At 70.5% G+C, this 20,408-nt stretch carries 14 protein-coding genes; 10 read left to right on the top strand and 4 right to left on the bottom strand.

Going from position 1 to position 20,408, the window contains the following annotated elements; genetic code table 11:
• The first annotated feature begins 19 nt into the window (after nt 1-19).
• Nucleotides 20-1,387, top strand: coding sequence for an aspartate aminotransferase family protein (locus ACF1AL_RS33730; RefSeq protein WP_391777910.1), 1,368 nt, complete (start codon nt 20-22; stop codon nt 1,385-1,387).
• Between the two features lie 133 nt (nt 1,388-1,520).
• Complete coding sequence (locus ACF1AL_RS33725) at nt 1,521-3,035, top strand: APC family permease (protein ID WP_391777911.1); 1,515 nt, start codon at nt 1,521-1,523, stop codon at nt 3,033-3,035.
• A gap of 375 nt (nt 3,036-3,410) precedes the next feature.
• Here ACF1AL_RS33725 and ACF1AL_RS33720 read toward each other — a convergent pair whose 3' ends face one another.
• Nucleotides 3,411-4,508 (bottom strand): LacI family DNA-binding transcriptional regulator, encoded by a 1,098-nt coding sequence (locus ACF1AL_RS33720; RefSeq protein ID WP_384214564.1) that lies wholly within the window; start codon nt 4,506-4,508, stop codon nt 3,411-3,413.
• 233 nt (nt 4,509-4,741) lie between these two features.
• On the opposite strand from ACF1AL_RS33720, the gene ACF1AL_RS33715 reads away from it, so the two are divergent.
• From ACF1AL_RS33715 to ACF1AL_RS33690, 6 genes are all read left to right on the top strand, one after another.
• Complete coding sequence (locus ACF1AL_RS33715) at nt 4,742-5,923, top strand: ABC transporter ATP-binding protein (protein WP_391707011.1); 1,182 nt, start codon at nt 4,742-4,744, stop codon at nt 5,921-5,923.
• Between the two features lie 20 nt (nt 5,924-5,943).
• A complete protein-coding gene (locus ACF1AL_RS33710) occupies nt 5,944-7,215 on the top strand; it encodes a spermidine/putrescine ABC transporter substrate-binding protein (protein ID WP_391777912.1) in 1,272 nt (423 codons plus the stop codon).
• Nucleotides 7,216-7,259: 44 nt separating this feature from the next.
• Nucleotides 7,260-8,087, top strand: coding sequence for an ABC transporter permease (locus ACF1AL_RS33705; protein ID WP_366841426.1), 828 nt, complete (start codon nt 7,260-7,262; stop codon nt 8,085-8,087).
• Nucleotides 8,084-8,929: an ABC transporter permease gene (locus ACF1AL_RS33700; RefSeq protein WP_391777913.1), complete on the top strand. Its 846-nt coding sequence runs from the start codon at nt 8,084-8,086 to the stop codon at nt 8,927-8,929. The genes ACF1AL_RS33705 and ACF1AL_RS33700 overlap by 4 nt, the downstream gene beginning before the upstream one ends.
• 86 nt (nt 8,930-9,015) lie before the next feature.
• On the top strand, nt 9,016-10,017 hold the full coding sequence (locus ACF1AL_RS33695) for an SIS domain-containing protein (protein ID WP_391777914.1): 1,002 nt from the start codon (nt 9,016-9,018) through the stop codon (nt 10,015-10,017).
• A gap of 116 nt (nt 10,018-10,133) precedes the next feature.
• Nucleotides 10,134-11,084, top strand: coding sequence for a PfkB family carbohydrate kinase (locus ACF1AL_RS33690; RefSeq protein ID WP_391780763.1), 951 nt, complete (start codon nt 10,134-10,136; stop codon nt 11,082-11,084).
• A gap of 127 nt (nt 11,085-11,211) precedes the next feature.
• On the opposite strand, the gene ACF1AL_RS33685 is transcribed toward ACF1AL_RS33690, so the two are convergent.
• The 3 genes from ACF1AL_RS33685 to ACF1AL_RS33675 all read right to left on the bottom strand — a co-directional run bounded on the left by ACF1AL_RS33685 (nt 11,212) and on the right by ACF1AL_RS33675 (nt 18,649).
• The gene (locus ACF1AL_RS33685; RefSeq protein WP_366841430.1) at nt 11,212-11,718 is read right to left on the bottom strand and encodes a hypothetical protein; all 507 of its coding nucleotides are present in this window, start codon (nt 11,716-11,718) and stop codon (nt 11,212-11,214) included.
• Between the two features lie 9 nt (nt 11,719-11,727).
• Complete coding sequence (locus ACF1AL_RS33680; protein WP_391780890.1) at nt 11,728-17,901, bottom strand: DNRLRE domain-containing protein; 6,174 nt, start codon at nt 17,899-17,901, stop codon at nt 11,728-11,730.
• A 583-nt stretch (nt 17,902-18,484) separates the two neighbouring features.
• Nucleotides 18,485-18,649, bottom strand: coding sequence for a hypothetical protein (locus ACF1AL_RS33675; protein WP_391780764.1), 165 nt, complete (start codon nt 18,647-18,649; stop codon nt 18,485-18,487).
• A 151-nt stretch (nt 18,650-18,800) separates the two neighbouring features.
• On the opposite strand from ACF1AL_RS33675, the gene ACF1AL_RS33670 reads away from it, so the two are divergent.
• Nucleotides 18,801-19,916 (top strand): hypothetical protein, encoded by a 1,116-nt coding sequence (locus ACF1AL_RS33670; RefSeq protein WP_391780765.1) that lies wholly within the window; start codon nt 18,801-18,803, stop codon nt 19,914-19,916.
• A gap of 274 nt (nt 19,917-20,190) precedes the next feature.
• Nucleotides 20,191-20,408 (top strand): alcohol dehydrogenase catalytic domain-containing protein (locus tag ACF1AL_RS33665; RefSeq protein WP_391828538.1); only part of this gene is annotated, 218 nt, incomplete at its 3' end.

Below are 20,408 nucleotides of genomic sequence, written 5' to 3'. Positions count from 1 at the left end.
GACAAAGGACGCAACGCTCATGACTCTGGACGCCGCAGACCTCACCCGCCTGGACCGGGCGCACATCATCCACCCCTACCTGCCGGGCAGCGCCTCCGAGCGCGTCGTCATGACCTCCGGCTCCGGCTGCCGCCTCACCGACACCGAGGGCCGCAGCTACCTCGACGCCACCGGCGGCCTCTGGCTCGCCCAGATCGGCCACGGCCGCACGGAACTCGCCGACGTGGCGCACGAGCAGATGAAGAAGCTCGAGTACTTCACCAGCTTCTGGGAGTTCTCCAACGAGCGTGCCATCGAACTCGCCGCTCGTCTCGCTTCCCTCGCCCCTGAGGGACTGAACCACGTCTACTTCACCTCGGGCGGCTCCGAGGGCAACGAGGCGGCCATCAAGATGGCCCGCTACTACCACCACCGGCGCGGCGAGAGCAGCCGCACCTGGATCCTGGCGCGCAGCAAGGCCTACCACGGCATCGGCTACGGCGGCGGCTCGGCCACCGGATTCCCCGTCTACCACGAGGGCTTCGCCCCGATGATGCCGCACGTCTCCCACCTCACGCCCCCGTGGCCGTACCGCAGCGAGCTCTACGGTGACCAGCGGCTGAGCCCCGAGCAGGTCACCGACTTCCTCATCGGCGAACTGGAGGAGCGGATCGCCGAGATCGGCCCGGAGAACATCGCCGCGATGATCGGTGAGCCCATCATGGGCGTCGGCGGCATGCTCGTCCCGCCGGCCGACTACTGGCCCCGCGTGCGCGAGGTCCTCGACCGCCACGGCATCCTGCTGATCTTCGACGAGGTCGTCACCGCCTACGGCCGCATCGGCGAGTGGTTCGCCGCCCAGTACTTCGGCGTCACCCCCGACATCATCGTCACCGCCAAGGGCATCACCTCCGGCTACGTCCCGCTCGGCGCGCTCCTGGTCGGCGACCATGTCGCCGAGGTCCTGCTGCGCGACCACGGATTCCCCATGGGCTACACCTACAACGGTCACCCCGTCGCCACCGCGGTCGCGACCGCCAACCTGGACATCATCGAGAAGGAGGGCCTCCTCGCCCGCGCGACGAGCGTCGGCGCCTTCCTCCACGACGAACTTCGGGAACAGCTGGGCGAGTTGCCCATCGTCGGCGAGATCCGCTCCGTCGGAATGATGCTCGCCGTCGAACTCGTCGCCGACCGCGCCACCCGCCGGCCTCTGCCTCTGCACCCCGACCGGATGCCGCACGACGTCATCCGCCGCGAGACCGGCGTGATCGTACGCGACTCCGCGCAAAGCCTGGTGCTCTCTCCGCCGCTCGTCATGACCGAGACCGAGGCCAAGGAAGCGGCGTCCGCGCTGCGCAGCGTCCTGGAACGCACCGAGCCCACCGGTGACATCGGCGTCGTGTGACGCCGCGCCTCCCGGAAGGCCCGGTCCCAGGCCGGGCCTTTCCGCCCCGCACCATCCGACACGGACCCCACACCGTAGCGGCGCCCTGCGGGCGCCACCTCGCAGTTACTCCTCTCCCTCCTAGGAACTGCCCGTGTCCTCCGACCTCTCGACGACCAACCCACGCGCCTCCCGGCCCGAGACCGGTGCCCTGCAGCGCAGTCTCAAGCGCTTCGACATCACCGCCCTCGCCATCGCCGCGGTGATCTCCTTCGACACCGTCGGGCAGATCGCCACCGGCGGCGGCGAGGCCGCCACCTGGACGGCGGCCATTGCCCTGTTCTTCCTCATCCCCTACGCCCTGCTGTTCGCTGAGACCGGCGCCGCGTTCCCCCAGGAAGGCGGCCCGTACGTGTGGGTCAAGCTCGCGCTGGGCCGCCCGGCGGCCGCGCTCACCACCCTCATGTACTGGGTCACCAACCCGATCTGGCTGGGCGGCTCCCTGGTCTTCCTCGCCGCGGAGACCTGGGACGGCTTCGTCTTCCACCTGGGCTCGGGCACGCCGGCCGACTACACCTTCAAGCTGCTGTTCGTCTGGATCGCCATCCTCACGGCCATCGTCTCCCTGCGCCGTGGCAAATGGATCACCACGGCCGGCGCGGCGATGAAGGTCTTCGCCCTCGCCGTGTTCACCCTCACCGCGGTCCTCTACGGGATACGGCACGGCTTCCACGGCCTGACCGGCACCAGCTTCACCCCGACGACGGCCGGCTTCCTCGCCCTCGTACCGATCCTGCTCTTCGCCTACGTCGGCTTCGAAGCACCCAACGCGGCCGGAGAGGAGATGCACGACCCACAACGCGACGTGCCCGCCGCCCTCGGCCGCTCCGCCGCGGTCGCCGCCTGCTGCTACCTTCTGCCGGTCCTCGCCCTCCTCGCCGTCGTACCCGCCCACCAGGTCACCGGCATCGGCGGCTTCATGGAAGGCGCCCGCCTCGTCTTCGGCGTCTACGGCGGCGCGGCCGGCCCCCTGCTGACGATCACCGCCGTGATGTTCGTCCTCGCCCTGCTCACCCAGGGCAGTGCCTGGATGATCGTCAGCGACCGCATGCAGGCCATGGCTGCCGCCGACGGAGGCTTTTTCACCCGCGCCCTCGGCACCTTCCACCCACGGCTCGGTACGCCCGTGCGCACCAACCTGCTCTCCGGCGCCGTGGCCACGGTGTTCATGCTCGCCGCCATGCGCTTCGCGAACGGCGACGCGGCCGACGTGTTCGCCGTGGTGCTCACCGTCGCGGTCACGACTCTGCTGCTGTCCTATCTGGTCGTCATCCCCGCGCTCGTGCTGCTCCGGATCGGGCGCCCGGACGTCCCACGGCCCTACCGCGTCCCCTTCGGCACCCGCGGCTTCCTGTGCTGCGCGGCCCTGGTCTACGCGTGGATCCTCATCGGGTCGTGGTCAGCGCTCTTCCCCGGCGTCCTCGAGCAGCTCTTCGGCATCCACTACGTCTTCCAAGACGTCTGGGGTGTCTCCCGCGCCGCGTTCGAGACCTTCACCCTCGGCACCGTCGCCGTCCTGCTGATCGTCGGCGCAGCCGGCGTGGCCGTGGCCCGCCGCGAGCGCAGCGAACCGGCGGCCGAATCGACGAAGAGCGCGCCGCCGGCCTGAGCCGGCGCACGCACAACGCGACCGCCCGCTGTCAGGTGTCCTGACGGCGGGCGGCCGCGATGTCGTCGGCACTACAGGCGCCAGTACGTGTAGCAGCACCCGTAAGGGCCGCAGTCGGTGCGTCCTGCGCGGACCGAGGCCGTCCATCGCCCTGTGACCTCGGGCGCCGCCGCTCCGGGCGCCAGACCATGGGCTGCGGGCGGGTGAACGGAAGCGCCGATGCGCCCTCTGCCGTACAGTCCCCGGGCCGCTCACCGAAGCGGCCTGCGTCGGTCAGCTCCCGGAGGGGGGCGTGGCCGGCTCCCACTGCCCGGCCGCGTCGCGCCCGGCGCGGCGGCACGGAGCCGGTCGTGCAGGGCCGCGCCCGCGGGCCCGTCACGCCCCCGGGAACCGCAGCGGCCGGACCCGCTCGGGCACGGGGCCGGTGGACTCGCGAGAGACGTAGGTGGCGCGCAGGGTGTGTCTGCGGGGGCGGGCCGTGGAGCCGTTGATACGACGTACCAGGATGTCCGCCGCCAGCCCGCCCAGCTCCTGCACCGGCTGGCTGACCACGCTCAGTCTCGGCCGGACGAGGGTGGCCCACTCGGCGTCGTCGAAACCGATGACCGAGACGTCGCCGGGAATGCGGGCGTCGAGGTCGAGCAGGGCGTCCAGGGCGCCGAGGGTGGCCACGTTGTCGGTGGTGAACAGCGCGGTGGGCCGGTCGGGGGAGCTCATCAGCTCCAGTACGGCCGACCGGGCCCAGGTCCGGTCGTACCCGGTGTGCCGAATCAGCTCCGCGCCGCGCGGGATGCCCGCCGCGCGCAGCGCCTGCCGGTAGCCGGTGAGCCGCTCGGTCGTGGTCCAGATGTCCGCGCCGGGCGCGAGCTGCGTGGCGTTCTCGTCGGGGGAGGCCGAGGTGACCACGGCGATGCGGGTGTGCCCCGCCTCGGTGAACCGGGAGACCGCGGCCTTGGCGGCGCCGCGGTTGTCCACGACGACCGTGTCCAGCGCGGCGCCGCTGAGGGCACGGTCCAGCAGGACCACGGGGATGCCCGCGGCGACGGCCTTGTCGAGGTGGTCGTGGTCGGCCGCGGCAGGAGCCACGACCAGACCGTCCACCCGCCGCTCGATGAACATCTGCACCGCGGACTTCTCGGTGTCGCCCTTCTCGTCGCTGTTGGCGAGGACGACCTGGAGGCCGGCCTTGGCCGCGACGTCCGTGACGCCGCGCACCGCACGGGCGAAGTAGGCGTTCTCCACGTCCGCGACGACCACGCCCAGGGTGTGGGTGCGTCCGCTGATCATGCTCCGGGCCACCGCGTTGGTGCTGTAACCCAGTTCCGCGGCGGCGGCCAGCACCCGCTCCCGGGTGGCCGCGCTGGACGAGCCGTACCCGCCCAGGACGCGGGCGGCGGTGGCCTGTCCCACGCCGGCGTGCCGGGCGACGTCGGGGATGGTGACGCGACGCGGCGGCCGTGGGGTGTTGCTCATGGGTGGTCTCTCGTGAGTGACGGCTCGGCGGAGGCCGGGGAACCGGCCGATGAAAATTCGAGGCCATTCAACCATTGACGGGCGATGCCTGTCCGTGGGTAAGGTCGGTGCTCGTTGGTAACGTTATCAATCCGCGCCGACGCCACCCTGTCCCGCCCTTCCCGGCCTGCCGCGCCGGCCCCCCGGCCCGCGGCCGCCCCGATCCCACGCCCCGAACACCGGAGGTACCACGGATGGCAACCGACACCCTCTCGCCGCCGACGTCCGCTGGCCCTGCCATCAGCCTCGTCGATGTGGTCAAGGACTTCGGCGGCGCCGGCGCCCGGGACGCGGCGGTCGTCCGCGGCGTCAGCCTCGACATCGGCGAGGGCGAGTTCTTCTCACTCCTCGGCCCCTCCGGCTGCGGCAAGACCACCACCCTGCGGATGATCGCCGGCTTCGAGGAGCCGACGTCGGGGCAGATCCTGCTGCACGGCCGCGACATGGTCGGGGTGCCCGCCAACAGGCGTGACATCAACATGGTGTTCCAGTCGTACGCCCTCTTCCCGCACCTGAGCGTCGCCGACAACGTGGCGTTCGGACTGCGCCGCAAGCGCGTGCCCAAGGAGGAACTCCGCGACCGGGTCGAGAAGATCCTGCGCACCGTCGAACTCTCCGACAAGGCCGACCGCCGCCCCCGTCAGCTCTCCGGCGGTCAGCAGCAGCGCGTCGCCCTGGCCCGCGCCCTCGTCAACCGTCCTCGCGCGCTGCTCCTGGACGAACCCCTCGGCGCCCTGGACCTCAAGCTCCGCCAGACCATGCAGCTGGAACTCAAGCGCATCCAGCGCGAGGTCGGCATCACCTTCATCTACGTCACGCACGACCAGGCCGAGGCGCTGACCATGTCCGACCGGATCGCGGTGATGAACCAGGGCCTGGTCGAACAGGTGGGCCCGCCGCAGCAGGTGTACGAGCGGCCCGCCACGGCGTTCGTCGCCGGGTTCATCGGCACCTCCAACCTGATCGGCGGCCGGCTGACCTCCGTGGCGGCCGGGACCGGAGTGCTCGACCTCGGCGACGGCCAGCGCGTCACGGTCCCGCTGCGCGGTTCCCTCGCCGCCGGCGACGCCGTCGAACTCACCGTGCGGCCGGAGAAGATCACACTGACCACCGAGCCGGCCGACACCGCCAGCCGGGTCCGCGGCACCGTCCGGGAGGTGGTCTACCTCGGCACCTCCACCAGCTACACGGTGGACACCGGCGCCGGCGCGGAGATGACGGTCTTCCAGCCCAACGACGGCACCGCCTGCGCGTCCCCTTCCCGCGGCGACACGGTCTGGCTGTCCTGGGCCACCGACCACTCCTACCTGCTCACCACCGCCCCCGCCCCTGCGGCGACCGCCGCCGCGGACCCGGTTTCCCTCACCTCGCGCTGACGACAGGCGGACCGACCACCATGCCCGAGCACTCCACCCCCTTCGCACCCCAGCGGCGCGCACTGGCCCCGCGGGGCATGACGCGGCGCAGCCTGCTGCGCGCCGCTGCCGGCGCCGCCGCGCTGGCCCCCCTCGCCGCCTGCAGCGTCCCCGGCGCCCGGGTGCACGTCCCCACCGGCAAAGCGGAGATCGCCGCCGCCGTCACCGACTTCTGGACCGGCAAGAAGCGGGCCGGGAAGCTGGACTTCGTCAACTACACGCAGTACATCGACGTCGACCCGGCCGACCAGAGCAAGCACCCCACCCTCGACGCCTTCACCCGCGAGAGCGGCATCCAGGTCGCGTACAACGAGCTGATCGACGACAGCGCCTCCTGGTTCGGCAAGATCCAGCCGGAGTTCGCGTCCGGCCAGGGCATCGGCTACGACCTGATGGTCGTCGGCGGCGACAGCTACCTCGGCAAGTACATCGAACTCGGCTACCTGGCCCCGCTCGACCACAGCCGCCTGCCCAACTTCGCACGGTACGGCGGAGCCGCGTTCAAGAACACGTCGTTCGACCACGGCAACGTCTACACCGTCCCCTGGCAGTCCGGCATGACCGGCATCGGCTACGACCCGGCCCGGGTCGGCCGGAAGATCACCAGTTGGCAGGACCTGCTCGACCCCAAGCTGCGCGGCAGAGTCGGCATGTGGAACGACGCCGTGCAGATGGGCAACATCGCGCTGCTGGCCGTCGGGGTGGACCCGGAGACGTCCACCCATGCCGACTGGCGCAAGGCGGCGGCCTGGCTGCGCAAGCAGCGCGACGCCGGCATGGTCCGCTCCTACTCCACCGCGACCTACCAGTCCTCCCTCCAGCGCGGCGACCTCGCGGCCTCGCTCGTGTACTCGGGCGACGTCTTCCAGGCCAACCAGAGCGGCTCGCGACTGGAGTTCGTCATCCCGGACGAGGGCGGTCTGCTGTGGACCGACAACCTCTGCATCCCGTCGACAGCCACCCACCCCGTCGACGCCCTGACCTACATGGACTACGTCTACCGGCCCGAGGTCGCCGCGAAGATCAGCGAGACCGTGCAGTTCGTCTGCCCCGTGCCCGCCGCGCAACGGGTCGTCGCACGCGACGCGGACGCCGCCACCGGCAAGCGGCGCACCGTGCTGGACGCCATGAGCACCAGCCCCCTGGTCTTCCCGACCGAGGCCGACCAGTCGAAGCTGCGCCGTCTGCGGGTGCTCGACGAAGAGGAGGAGAAGCAGTGGAACGCGCTGTTCGAACCGATCTACCAGGCCTGACCCGGCGCCGCCGTCGCCCCGGGGAGGCACTCGGCCCCTATCTGATGATCCTTCCGGGCTGGCTGTGGCTGGCGGCCTTCTTCGTCACCCCCGTGATCGTGATGGTGTCGCTGTCGCTGCAGACCGGCAACTTCATCGACGGCTTCCGCCAGACGTTCCACTTCAGCACCTACGCCGACGTGGTCCGCACCTACCACGTGCAACTGGTCCGGTCCCTGGTCTACGGCGCCGCGGCGACCCTCGCCTGCGCCGTCGTCGGCTACCCGGTGGCCTACTGGATCGCCTTCCGGGCCGGCCGGCACAAGTCGGTGTTCCTCTTCCTGCTCCTGCTGCCGTTCTTCGTGTCCTTCGTCATCCGCACCCAGTCCTGGAACGTGGTGCTCGCCGACCACGGCGTCCTGCTCGGACCGCTGAAGGACATCGGCCTGCTCCCGGCCGGCTTCCACCTGCTGGCCACGCCCTACGCGGTGATCGGCGGCCTGACCTACAACTTCCTGCCGTTCATGGTGCTGCCCGTGTACGTGGCCCTGGAAAGGGTCGATCCCAAGGTGATCGAGGCCTCCACCGACCTGTACGCCTCCCGGGCGCAGACCTTCCTGCGCGTGGTGCTGCCGCTGTCCCTGCCCGGCGTCTTCGCCGGCGTGCTGCTGACGTTCGTACCGGCCTGCGCCGACTACGTGAACGCCGGCATCCTCGGCGGCCCCTCGACGACGATGATCGGCAACATCATCCAGACCGAGTACTTCACCAACCTCGACTACCCCGGCGCCTCCGCCCTGTCCTTCGTCCTCATGGGCGCGCTGCTGCTGGCCGTGTTCACCTACGCCCGGGCCCTGGGCACCGACGAGGTCCTGGAGGCGGCCGCGCGATGACCACCACCACCGCCGCCCCCGTGGCCCCCGCGCCCGCCGCACCGCGCACCCGGCCCACCCTGCGCCCGCGGCGCCGCCCCGCGCTGACCCTGTACACCGCTCTGGTGCTGGCCTGGCTGCTGCTGCCGATCGCGGTCATGATCCTCTTCGGGTTCAACGACACCGGCAGCAAGGTGAACTTCACCTGGCAGGGCTTCACCCTGAACTGGTACCGGCACCTGTTCGCCATCCCCAACCTGACCTCCGCCCTGGTCAACAGCCTCACCATCGCCCTGGTCGTCGCCGTCGTCGCCACCCTCCTGGGCACCCCGATCGGGCTGGCGCTCGGCCGGTACCGCTTCCGCGGCCGCAGCTCGGTGGACCTGCTGATGTTCGCCGCCATCGCGGCTCCCGAAATCGCCCTCGGCGCCGCGCTGCTGTCGCTGTTCATCGTGCTGGGCGTGCCTCGCGGTTACTGGACGATCGTCATCGCGCACGTGGCCTTCTGCATCCCCTATGTCGCCATCACCGTACGGGCGCGCATGGCGGGGCACGACCCGACGCTCGAGGAGGCCGCCCGCGACCTGGGAGCCGGCCCGTGGACAGCGTTCCGGCTGGTCACCCTGCCGATGCTGCTGCCCGGCGTGGCATCCGGCGCCCTGCTCTGCTTCGCCCTGTCCGTCGACGACTACGTCATCACCAGCTTCAACGCCGGCCGTACGGTCACGTTCCCGCTGTGGGTGTACAGCGCCAGCCGTACCGGCGTGCCCCCGCAGGTCAACGTCATGGGAACGCTGATCTTCGTCGGCGGTCTGATCATCGCCGGAGCGAACGTGCTGTTCTCCCGGCGTCGCGCGGCCTGACCCGCTCCGGTCCCCGCGCCCCCCGAAACACCGGCTCACCGGCACCCGCCGGCCGGTGCGGAACAATCCTCGAGGAAGTCATCACCGTGCTCAAGTTCAACGAAGCCGAGTTCGTCTCCCAGACGGAAAGCCTGCTGGCGCTCCGCCCCCAGATCGAGAAGCTCGTCGACCGTCTGGCCGACGAGGGCTACGACAACGTCCTCCTCGTGGGCGCCGGCGGCACGTACGCGCAGATGTGGCCCTACGAGCACCTCGCCCGGCGCACCTCGGTGCTGCCCGTCCGGGCGGCCGTCGCCGCCGAACTCGTCGTCTCCGGCGACGCCCGCCTCGGCGAGCGCACCATCGCCGTCTTCACCTCCGTCTCCGGCACCACCGACGACAGCCTCCGCGCCATCGACTACTGCAAGTCCCGGGGCGCCCACACGATCGGCTTCACCGGTTACCCCGACTCTCCCGTCGCCCAGAGCGTCGACAACGCGCTGATCTCCGAGCCCAAGGCCTGGCCGTTCGACGTCCAGTTGCTGCTGTTCATGGGCCGACTGCTGTCCCGCCGGGGCGAGTTCGAGGGCTACGAGCGCCTCGCCGACGAACTCGGCGTCCTGCCCCGCGTCCTGGTCGACGTCGCCCGGCAGGCCGAGCCGGTGGCGTCCGACTTCGCCGAGGCCCACAAGGACACCGACTACCACTTCCTCATCGGCGGCGGGAACCTGTGGGGATTCACCTACCTGTACTCCATGTGCATCCTCGAGGAGATGCAGTGGCTGCGCACGACGCGTGTGCACAGCGCGGAGTTCTTCCACGGCTCGCTGGAGCTGCTGGAGGAGAACACCAGCGTCATCGTCTTCCAGGGTGAGGACGAGACCCGGGCGCTGACCGACCGGGCCGAAGCCTTCGCCAAGCGGGTCTCCAAGGACGTCACCGTCTTCGACACCCGCGACTATCCCCTGGAGGGCATCAGCCCCGAGTTCCGCGGACTGCTCGCCCCGCTGGTGCTCGACACGGTGATGGACCGGGTCAGCAAGCACCTCGAGCGGGTCCGCGACCACTCGCTCGACCTGCGCCGCTACTACCGCGTCATGGACTACTGAACCCTCCGGCCGGTTCCCCCTCGTCCATCCGCCCCGCGCGCCGGTGCCCCGGCACCGGCGCGCCCACGGCGGGCGCCGTGTCCGCGCGCACCGCGCCCGCACCTCGGGAGACCCTGATGAACGTCCTCGGTTTCGGTGACAACACGATCGACCGCTTCGTGGACCGCGGCACCGACTACCCCGGCGGCAACTGCGTCAACGTCGCCGTCTACGCCCGCCGGCTCGGCCTGGACGCCGCCTATCTGGGGGTGTTCGGTGACGACGACCTCGGCAGCAGACTCCGCGCGGCCGTGGCGACGCAGGGCGTCACCGCGGACCACAGCGTCGTGCGCCACGGCGCGACCTCGGTCTCCACCTTGCGCGTCCGGGACGGCGACCGGGTCTTCCTCGATTACCGGCCCGGTGGTGAAGCCGTCCACGCCCCTCTCCACCTCACCCCCGACCTGCTGGCGTACGCGGCCTCCTTCAGCCTGGTGCACTCCAGCGTCTACTCCGGCACCGAGGCCGAACTCCCCCTGCTCGCGACGGCCGGCCCACTGCTCAGTTTCGACTTCTCCGACGAGGAGGAGTTCCGCACACCCGCTTATCTCGACCGCGTCTGCCCGCACGTGGACCTCGCGCTGCTGTCGTGCTCACACCTGGACGAGGCCGCCACCCGGGCCCTGCTCGCCGAGGCCGTGGACCGGGGGGCCGGTATGGCGCTGGCCACCCGTGGCCTGCACGGGGCGATCGCGTACGACGGCCGGACCACGGCCGCCGCGCCGGCCCGCGCCGCGGACCCCGACTCCGTCTCCGACACGATGGGCTGCGGAGACGCCTTTCTCGCCGGGTTCGCCGTGTCACTGCTGCGCGACGGATGGTCCCGGCAGGTGCCACCGGCCCCGGCGGCCCTGCGGGACGCCCTGCGCCAGGGAGCGGAGGCGGCGTACCACCAGTGCTTCGTGGAAGCCGCCTTCGGTTGCGGCTGGCCGACGCCGGCGACGCGGGCTGGACACGCAGCCGGGCCCGCCGCGCAGACCGAGCCCGGCTCCACCGCCGTCGCCCGCGACGACCACGCGAACGCATGATGCGGGCGCAATGCAGGTGCCCGGTGTCCGCCTCTTCGGGCAGGGCACCGGGCACCTTTTCATTCAGCCGCGACCTACCGCGCGGCCTCGCTCTTCAGTCGGCCGTGCTTGTGGCTCGGCCGCTTCCTCACTTACTCCTTCGTGGTGCCGGCTGGGGCTTGCAGGTCCACTCCTCGTCGATCAGTTCGATCACGGACTGGTCGTACCGGGAGGGGTTCCAGCCGTCGTCGAGGAACAGCGCGGTCACGACGTCGACCGGGTTGTCCAGGACGTCGGGCGAGCAGGGGTCCGCCGACGCGCCGCGGCGCGTCAGAAGGTTCTGCGCGGCCTTCATGTCCCGTACGCCGATGCGATAGGTCGCCTCCACGGTGACCACAGCGGGCTGCTTTCCCTTCGGGGTTTTCTCGGGGGCGGATTCGTCCTTCTCCGTCCGGACCGCGAACGGGTTTCCCCAGCGGGTTTCCGTGAAGCAGGCGTCCGCGTATCTCTGCACCGCCTGCGTCAGCCCGTTGACCGCCGACATGACGGCCACCGAGTCGTCCGGGTCGCTGTGCAGTTGGAGTGCGTGCGCCCGCACCGCGTCCGCGAGGGCGTCGGCGAGGGAGAGCAGGTCGTCCGCCGTCTCTTCAGCCATGGCTGCGGTCTACCATCCGTAGTGCTCCGTGTGGGAGATCTCGCCCCACTTGTTGTAGTAGTCGACGTGCACGTGGTTGCCCTTGCGGCACGGTCCCCTGAACCGGCACCGTCCACCGCGCCTGGCGTCCTCGCGCGCCCTCGACTCGGCTTCCTTGCGGGACTTGTAGCGCTTACCGCCGTTCGACTTGTTCTTCTTCGCCTTGAAGAAGTGCCAGTGCCAGTGCCAGTGCCAGCTCACGTGCCAGCTGACGTGGACCGGGTGCTTGTAGAGCCAGTATGCCCCGCCGACCGCGGCGGCACCGAGCAGGTAGGCGCCGTATCCCTCGGCCACGCAACCGTCCCAGAAGCAGCGGCCGTCGAGGTCGGTGGCGTTGACCGGGTCCTGCGCGACGTAGTCGTAGGCGTTCGCCGAGCCGCCGGGGACGGGGTCTACGGACAGGAAGCGTCCGGTGGCGGAGTTGTAGAGGCGGACCCCCATGAGCGTGAGCCCGGTCGGGGTCTCGCTGGAGCGCTGCTCGGCGCCGAGCCATCCGTAGCGGGTGGCGGGCTGGTCGGCGCGCGGGTTGCCGTACTCGTCGTAGTCGAGGACGGTCGGCGCTACGGAGGTGTCGGCCGGCAGCATCAGGGCCGTGTCGCCGTGCAGGTTCGCCAGCTCCAGAACCGTGTCGCCGCTGTCGGTGGTGGTGGCGACGAGGTTGCCGTCGAGTCCGTCGACGTTGCGGGTCACGGCTCCGCTGGAGGTGTCCTCCACCACCCAGCGCGGGTCGTCGGAATCGGAGTCGTAGTGGTTGAGCTTGGACGAGGTCTGGGTCCAGCTGCCGGAGGCGTTGCTCTCGGTGGTGAAGCCGCGCGGGCGCAGGGCGGAGTCCAGGGTCCAGGTCTGGCGCTGGGTGCCGGCGGTCTGCTGCTGGACGAGGTCGTTGGCGTAGTAGCCGATCGTCGATCCGGGCAGGGCGGTGGTGCGGCCGAAGGCGTCGTAGGTGTAGCCGCTGTTCACCAGCCGGTCGGCGGTGTCGTAGGTGTACGACGTGGTGGTGGCGCCGGTGGTGGTGCAGTCCGCGCCGACGGCGGCGGCGGAGGTGGCCAGCGTCTTGCGGTTGGTGTTCTTGTCGAAGGTGTAGGCGCGGGTCGTGCACACCGCGTCGGGCGTGGTGTCCTGCACCTGGGTCAGGCGTCCGGCCTTGTCGTAGGCGTAGGTCTGGGACGAGGTGACGCCGGGGGTGCCGGTGTGGGTGGCCCACTGGCCCTGGACGGTGGTGCTGACGCTGTCGGACAGCAGCACGGTGCCGTCGCTGTCGCGGGTGTAGGTGCGGCTGGTGGACGTGCCGTTCGGGTCCTGCTCCTCGGTCATGGTGTAGCCGCCGGGAAGGCCCTCGGTGGCGAGGTCGCCGTCGGCGTCGTAGCGGGCGGTGAAGGTGCCGGCGACCGAGTCGGTCATCGACGTGGCCAGGCCGCGCGGGTCGACGGTGGTGTCGTAGGTGTAGGTGGTGGTCGACGGCACGCTGTCGGTGACCTTGAGGGGCCGGTCCAGCGCGTCGTACTGGGTGCTGGTCGTCCCGCCGTCGGCGTCGGTGTAGGAGATCAGGCGGCCGAGCTGGTCGTACGCCTTGGTGAGGGTGCCGCCGGTGGTGGAGGTCTGCTTGACGGCCTGGCCGGTGGCGCTGTCGTAGCTGGTGGTCACGGCCGGGACGGTGGCGCCCAGGCCGCCGGAGACGGTGACCGTGGTCGGCCGGCCGGCGCCGTCGTAGGCGGTGGTGGTGGTGCGGGTCGAGCCGCCGGAGGTCTCGGTGACGGTGGTGGGGTTGCCCCAGCGGTCGTACTGGGTGGTCTTGGTGGGCAGTGTGGCCGGGTTGGAGCCGCCGCCGGTGATGGCCGCGGCCGGTCCGGTCTGGCAGACCGCGTCGGCCCACTCGGGACGGCCGCCGCAGGTGCCGGTGCCGTCCGCGGTGTAGTAGGTGGTCACCGTCGTGCCGGCGTCCGTCCCGCTGGAGGCGGGCTGGTTGGTCGAGGTGACCCGGCCCTGGTCGTCGTAGCCGGTGGTGGTGGTGAGGGCCAGGCCGCCGGGATCCTTCGTGACGGAGGTGGGCAGGCCCTTGGCCCAGTCGTAGGCGGTCGCCACGACCCGTGCGTCGGCCGTGAGGTCGGGCCACGAGCGCGGCTGGGCGCCGACGGTCTCCTTGGTGACCTGGTTCCGGACCGTGGCGGTGCCGTCGGTGGGACGGCCGGCGTCATACTCCCTCACGGTGTGCCGGCGGCCCATGATCTGGCTGCCGGCCGTGGCGAGGGTCGTGGTGCCACTGGTGAGGTCGGCGGCGAGCGCGATCCGGTGCAGCGGCCCGTAGGTGTCGGTCTCACGCTGGCCGTCGGCGCTGTAGACCGAGGTGGTCGACAGCAGCTGGGCGCGCTCGGCGGAAGCCAGGGCGTTGATGCCCAGGTCGGTCAGCTGGTTCTGCTGCGCCTGGGTGGTGCCGAGGGCCAGTTCGCGGTTGGCCGCGGTCAGTGAACGGACCGTGTTGCCGAACTGGTCGTACTCGGTCACCGAGATGTGGTGGCCGGGGGAGGCGGTGTCGACCTCGCGGCCGGAGGCGTCCAGGTAGTGGAGGCCTGCCCGGGAGTAGTCACCGGCGGTCAGGGCGGTGCCGTCGCTGGAGGCGGGCACCTGGTCGGCGGGGAAGACGGCGGTGGCGTCGGTGGGCAGGTCGCTCTGCCCCCAGCCGGCCACCGTGGCGGCGCCGAGGTCCTCCGGGGCCGCGGCGCCGCTCAGCGGTACGCCGTAGACGACGGTGGTGGTGGCGGTGCCGTTGGTCTGGCTCGCGCTGCCCGGGGCGAGCGTGGCGCGGGACGCCTTCAGCAGCATGCCGTCGCCGGCCGCCGGGTTGGAGCCGGCCTGCCCGTAGGTGAAGGTCCACGGCAGCTGTCCGGGCGGGGTCAGCGTGGTGACCCGGCCGGCGCTGTCGTAGGCGTAGGTGGTCTTCAGGGCCGGGCTGATGCGCGGGTCCCACTGCTCCCGCAGCCGGCCGGCGTCGTCGTAGGCGTACTGGGCGACGGCGACGGCGGTGGCCGTGGAGGCGCCGGGGGCGGTGGACCACAGCCTGATCTGCGAGACCTGGCCGGCCACGTCCCCGAAGGAGGTGGTGGTGGCCGTGGTGGTCGTCGGGTAGACGAACTCCAGGACCCGGCAGCCCTTGGTGGACGGGTCGGTGTCGCAGGCGGCCAGGGTGGTGGCGGTGGTCGCGGCGATGATCCGCTTCGGGCGGGCCAGCGTCTTGCCGCCGACGGTGACGGCCTCGGAGACCACCTTGGTGGTGGAGTTGGCCAGACCGCCGGCCAGCGAGCTGCTCACCGTCCACGTCGTCGCCGCGGAGTTCACCTTGGAGAAGGTGGTCACGGTGCCGTCGGTGTCGGACAGGGTGAAGTCGCCCGAGGTGAAGGACCCGGTGAGGGTGAGGTCCTCCGAGCCCGGCTCGGGCACCCAGCCGGTCTTCGCCGCGTTCGCGGTGAAGGTGATCGTGTCACCGTCCGCGGTGGCCACGTCCAGCGAGGTGGCCGAGGTCTTCACGATCTGCGTGTAGTCGGAGTCGAGCGCCTCGGCGACCGTGCCGGACAGCCACTCCTTGCCGAAGATCGGCGCCTGGCCCTCCTGGCCGGCCCCGGCCTGCGGACTGCGGGAGGAGGCGGTGCGGGACACCGACATGCCGAAGAAGGAGGCGTCGGTGCCGGAGAGCGTGTAGTCGCCGGTGAGGAGGTTCACCGAGCCGGGGCCGACGGACTGCGTGGCGGCGCCGTCGGCGGAGCGGTCGACGACCACGCCGATCGGGTCGGAGGAGGTGGCGGCGCTGTTCGGGCCGGTGAAGTCGGCGCGGACCTGCACGGCACCGTCGGGGTTGACCGTGCTGGTGGCGTTCCACGTCAGCTTCGGGCTCTTGCCGCCGGTCAGGGCCAGGGGCCACGAGGCGAGCGCTTGGCCGCCGTTGGTGACGTCACCGGCCGGGATCGGCGCCCAGGTGTCGGCGTCGCCGCGCCGCCAGGAGAAGGTGACGTGGTCGTACTTCGAGCCGTCGGCCTCGGCGGCCAGCGGAACGCGGGCGGCCGTGCGGGTGCCGTCGTCGGGGGACGTGACACCGCCCGGACCGACGTGGAAGGTGTAGGAGACGGCCTCGGACTTGTTGTCCGCCTTGTCGGTGGCCCGCACCTGAAGGGTGTTGGTGCCGGCCTTCGCCGGGGTCACGGAGAAGGTGACCGGGGTGGTGCCGGAGGTCGGGACCTTGGTCCAGGTGGAGCCGTCCAGCGACCACTCGATGCCGTTCTGGTCACCGGCGGGCGGCGTGACGGTGAACTTGCCGGGCTGGCCGGCGCCCTTCACCCACTGGTCGCTCGGATAGTCGGTGGAGCTCACCGAGGCGGGTGCCGAAGGCGCGGAGGTGTCGACGGTGAAGGGGGTCCAGTCGGACCAGCCGAGGTTGTAGCTGGTCCCGTCGTAGGGGGTGGTGCGGAACTTGTACGTCTTGCCGTTGGCCAGCAGACCCGACGGCACGGTCACCGACGCGGGCTGCCCGGCCGGGACGAACGCCGACGACAGGTTCGAACCCACCTGCGTACCGGTGGCGTTGTCCGCGATCTGGAAGAAACCCTGCACCTTGTCGTTGTTCGGGTCCGCGAAAGTGTCCCGCAGGGTGGGCGTGGTGGTGTTCGTGTACCAGGTGCCCGTGGAGTCCTTGAAGAAGGGCGGGCCGGCCTGCCGGTCCGTGCCCGTACGCGGCCGGTAGTTGTAGGTGACCACCAGCTTGGGCGGGTTGGAGGCGGCGTTGGCGGAGTTCACCCGCTTCCAGGCCGCGCTCGTGGTCTCGTCCGAGGCGCGCAGGCCCATGTTCGAGGTGGCGTTCTTGGCCGACGCCCAGGTCTGCGCCAGGTTGGTGACGTCGGCGGTGATCCAGCCGTCCGGCTGCGTGGAGCAGCCCGGGTTGCCGGTCGTGGCTGTGGAGGTGGCGAACTTCTGGTTCCAGGCCGGCTGGGAGGTCCAGCGGGAGGCCGTGGACGGTTTGCCGGTGTCCCACACCTCCCACGGGTAGGCCTTGCAGTCGGTGTTGCCCGAGTGGAAGTTCCACAGCGACAGCGTCGCCTTCGACACCAGCGCGTCGGAGAACGGCGCGGTATTCCAGGTGATGAAGGAGCGGGCGGTGCGAGGGGTGCCGTCGGCGTTCTTCGTGCCCGGGTTGCCCAGGTCCAGCTCGGTGTCGGCCGACCAGTCGACCGTCTCACCCTGCTGCACATACGTGTCGAAGACGTTGCTCAGCGCCGTCGTGGAGGGGTCCACCGTGACGGGGTACGCCGTCCCCGCGTCGGCGAGGAAGCCGGCGTCCGGGGTGAAGACGAGGTCGATGTCCGCACCGTGCTGAACGACTTTCAGCGCGACCTTCGCCCGGTGGGTGTGCTCGCCGGAGACCGGGTCCACCCGGGCGTCCCACATCACGGGAGCGGGCATCACCGCGCGTCGCTTGCCGGTCCTGGCGTCGGAGAACACCACGCTGCCGTCGGCCTGCTGCTTGGCCTTGAGGCCTTTGGCCTTCAACGGCATGGTGTAGGCGTAGCCGCCGGCGGCGGGGCGCTGCTTGATGGTGACGTACTGCTCGAAGCCCGTCCGGGTGGCTTCCACCACCACGTCCGCGCCGGGCACGGCGTCCCGGTAGGTGGCTCTGGGGCCGTCCAGGACAGGGGCGGGCAGGCCGCCCTTCCACTGCAGTTCGACCTGCTCCTGTCCTTGGCCGAGGGTGACCAGGGTGCGCGCCGCGGCGGTGCCGGCCGCCTTCAGCGACGCGGGCCGGGAGCCGCCCTTCCCGCCGAGGACCAGGCCGCGGGGGTGGGCGGCGGGTGCGATCGTGCCGTCGGTGCGGGCCGCGAGGTCCAGATCCACGTCGACCCACTTGCCGCCGCGCCGGAACCGCACCGGTCCTGCCGCGACCTCGGTGGTCAGTGACCCGTTGGGGTTGACCCACGTCGTGAACGTCTCGGTACGCTCCGACAGGGCCTCGACCCGCTTGCCCGACAGCCGGGCCGCCACCCGCGCCGACGGCACGTCGGCCGCCTGGGTCGCCCCGCGCCTGGCCGTCGTGACGGCCGAGGACGCGAAGTGGGCGGGTGTGGCGAAGGCCGTCTCGCTGCCTTCGAGGACGGCGACGGACAGGGCAAAGGCCAGCGAACCGGCCAGTGGCGCCGCCACTTTTCGGAAAAGCCCCCGCCGCCGGCCCGGCGACGGGGGAAGGTGCTGACGCACGCTCAACCTCCTGTGAAGATCCTTTGATGGACCGGTGGGTGAGCATAAGTTGTGAGCACGACAAGACGGGCCGTCAAAAAGAGTAATTCGGCGACCAATTGGTGCGTTACTCCGCCCCGCTGTGCCACACCTTGATCAGAAGTTTGCTTGTCGTTGGAGACTTCTCACCTGTTCCTTGAAGTCTTCTCCGAGCCCACGCCGACTCTGCGGCACCGGACGAACCGGGACCGGTGGCGGCACTTGACGACGGCGCGGGGCAGGGCCTCACCGGTGGATGGCCCTGAGAATTCCCTTTCACCAGCACCTTCACCGAAAAGTAGGAGACGTTGTCTTCCTTCGGATTCAGTTGGATGTGCCGCTTCCAGTGGTCCGTGTACTTGGCCGCAGGAAATTGGGAATCGCTGTCGGAGAAGATCAGCCCTCTCGTCGTGTCTTCTGCGATCACAGCATCGAACCCGTCTCGGACAGCCCCGTTCCATGGGCTGAACCCGCGTCAGCAGGGTTTCCCGGCCACCCCGGCCGGCGTGGCCCGGGCGAGGGTCGTGGTGCGGCCGACGTTCTGGAAGCCGCCTTGATCGTCGACCGGCCGGGCGGCAGCGTCCGGGGTGGAAGCGGAGCCGGTGACCGCGCCGACGATCGCCTCAGCCCTCCAGCGCACTTACTGGTGAAGATTCAGCATCTCAAGGCTGCGCAATTCATGTATGAAACAGGGCATGGACGTCCGTCGTCGCATGGGCAGCGGCGTTATATCGCGGACATTCTGGGCACTGGTGAGCGCCGGGGGGGGAGCCGACGAGGAGGGTCCGGTCATGCGGGAGACGTCGCAGGGCGTTACGGTCGTGGCTCTCCTGGCGGATCCGGACGCGCCCACGGAAATCGCGCAGCACCTGGCTCGGATACTTCCCGCTCGGCTCACCGACGAGTCGGGCCGGGGGCGACGGTTCGACGTGGAGGTGGTCAGCGAGCCCTTCACCGCAGGAACCGAGGACCTGTCCACGTTGATGCGCAGGATCATGGACCGCAGGCGTGCGGAGAACTGGGACATCGTCGTCGCCCTCACCGACCTTCCGCTGCACTCACACGGGCACAAGCTCGTGGTGGATATGAGTCATGAGGACGGCTTGGCGCTGCTGTCCCTTCCTCCGCTGGGGGGCCTGCGCCTTCGGACAAGGGCCGGGCAGGCGGTGGAGGAGACCGTGCTCAGCTTGGCGAGTCAGCGCGCCACCGGGACTGAAGAGCCTCGCCGGCCTCAGCTGCTGGGACGCTTCGCCAGCCGCTTCGCGCCGATTCACCGGGGCCCGATCGGTGAGGAGGAGGCCGCCGATCTGCGGTACGTCGTCAGCGGGCCGCGCGGTTACCTGAGGGTGCTCGGAGGTATGGTCCGCGCCAACGAGCCGTGGCGCTTGGTGCCGGGTCTGTCGAAAGCCCTGGCGGCCGCACTCGCCACGGGAGTCATCGCCAGCGTGAACTCCACCCTCTGGAGCCTGGCCGTGGCCCTGACTACGCCACGCCTGGTGATCGCCATGGTCGGGTCCGTCGCGCTCATGATCGGCTGGTTGATCGTGGACGCGCACCTGTGGCATCGATCGACAGACACCTCGCCGGAGGAGAGGAAGAGGACGAGCCTCTACAACGCGTCGACGGTCATGACTGTGGGTATCGGGGTGCTCGTCTGCTACGGGGGCTTGATCGTCATCAACTTGGTGTGGGCCCTGTTCATCCTCAACGACAGCGTCTTCGCCTCCACGACACGGACCCCGCTGCACGCCACCGCATACTGGAAGCTGTCCTGGTTCGTCGCTTCGATCGCCACGGTCGGCGGGGCGCTGGGATCGGGCTTCGAGAGCGACGAGGCGATCCGGGCAGCCGCCTTCTCCAAGCGCGAACAGGAACGTCGCGACAGGCTCCACGACGACCATGGGTGACCGGCCCTCGACCTGAACCGATAGCGGTGCACATCGATCGGTGCGTGGTTGTTTCGCGTCGGGGCCGACGGACACCCGCACGGCACGCCGCCGGAGTCTGAAGCCCGCCGAGCAGGCCGGCGGCCGGATTACCGTTCCACCTGATCCGGGTGAACGGCCCGCAGAGGCGTGCCAGAGCCACTGACGCCGTCGCAACACGTCCGAGAGTCAGGCTCTCTGCGCCGTCTCATCATCGCTGTGCCGCGGTCATGCCGTGACACCGAGAGAAGCCATCATGAAAGCAGCGGTATACGAAGGACCGCGAACGGTCACAGTGAAGGATGTACCGGACGCGAAGATCGAGCATCCCTGCGACATCATCGTCAAGATCACCTCCACCAACATCTGTGGTTCGGATCTGCACATGTACGAGGGCCGCACCTCCTTCGAGTCCGGCCGCACCCTGGGACACGAGAACATGGGCCAGGTGGTCGAGGTCGGCTCGGCCGTCCG

Source organism: Streptomyces sp. NPDC014801 (assembly GCF_043082085.1).
Lineage (GTDB): Bacteria > Actinomycetota > Actinomycetes > Streptomycetales > Streptomycetaceae > Streptomyces.
Note: the sequence above shows the minus strand (reverse complement) of the source record. Positions and strands in the feature narration are given on the sequence as shown.

Coding starts and splice junctions, on each gene's coding strand:
- ACF1AL_RS33730 (WP_391777910.1), top strand. CDS start 20: ATGACTCTGGACGCCGCAGACCTCACCCGCCTGGACCGGGCGCACATC.
- ACF1AL_RS33720 (WP_384214564.1), bottom strand. CDS start 4,508: ATGAGCAACACCCCACGGCCGCCGCGTCGCGTCACCATCCCCGACGTC.
- ACF1AL_RS33715 (WP_391707011.1), top strand. CDS start 4,742: ATGGCAACCGACACCCTCTCGCCGCCGACGTCCGCTGGCCCTGCCATC.
- ACF1AL_RS33710 (WP_391777912.1), top strand. CDS start 5,944: ATGCCCGAGCACTCCACCCCCTTCGCACCCCAGCGGCGCGCACTGGCC.
- ACF1AL_RS33705 (WP_366841426.1), top strand. CDS start 7,260: ATGATCCTTCCGGGCTGGCTGTGGCTGGCGGCCTTCTTCGTCACCCCC.
- ACF1AL_RS33700 (WP_391777913.1), top strand. CDS start 8,084: ATGACCACCACCACCGCCGCCCCCGTGGCCCCCGCGCCCGCCGCACCG.
- ACF1AL_RS33690 (WP_391780763.1), top strand. CDS start 10,134: ATGAACGTCCTCGGTTTCGGTGACAACACGATCGACCGCTTCGTGGAC.
- ACF1AL_RS33685 (WP_366841430.1), bottom strand. CDS start 11,718: ATGGCTGAAGAGACGGCGGACGACCTGCTCTCCCTCGCCGACGCCCTC.
- ACF1AL_RS33670 (WP_391780765.1), top strand. CDS start 18,801: ATGCGGGAGACGTCGCAGGGCGTTACGGTCGTGGCTCTCCTGGCGGAT.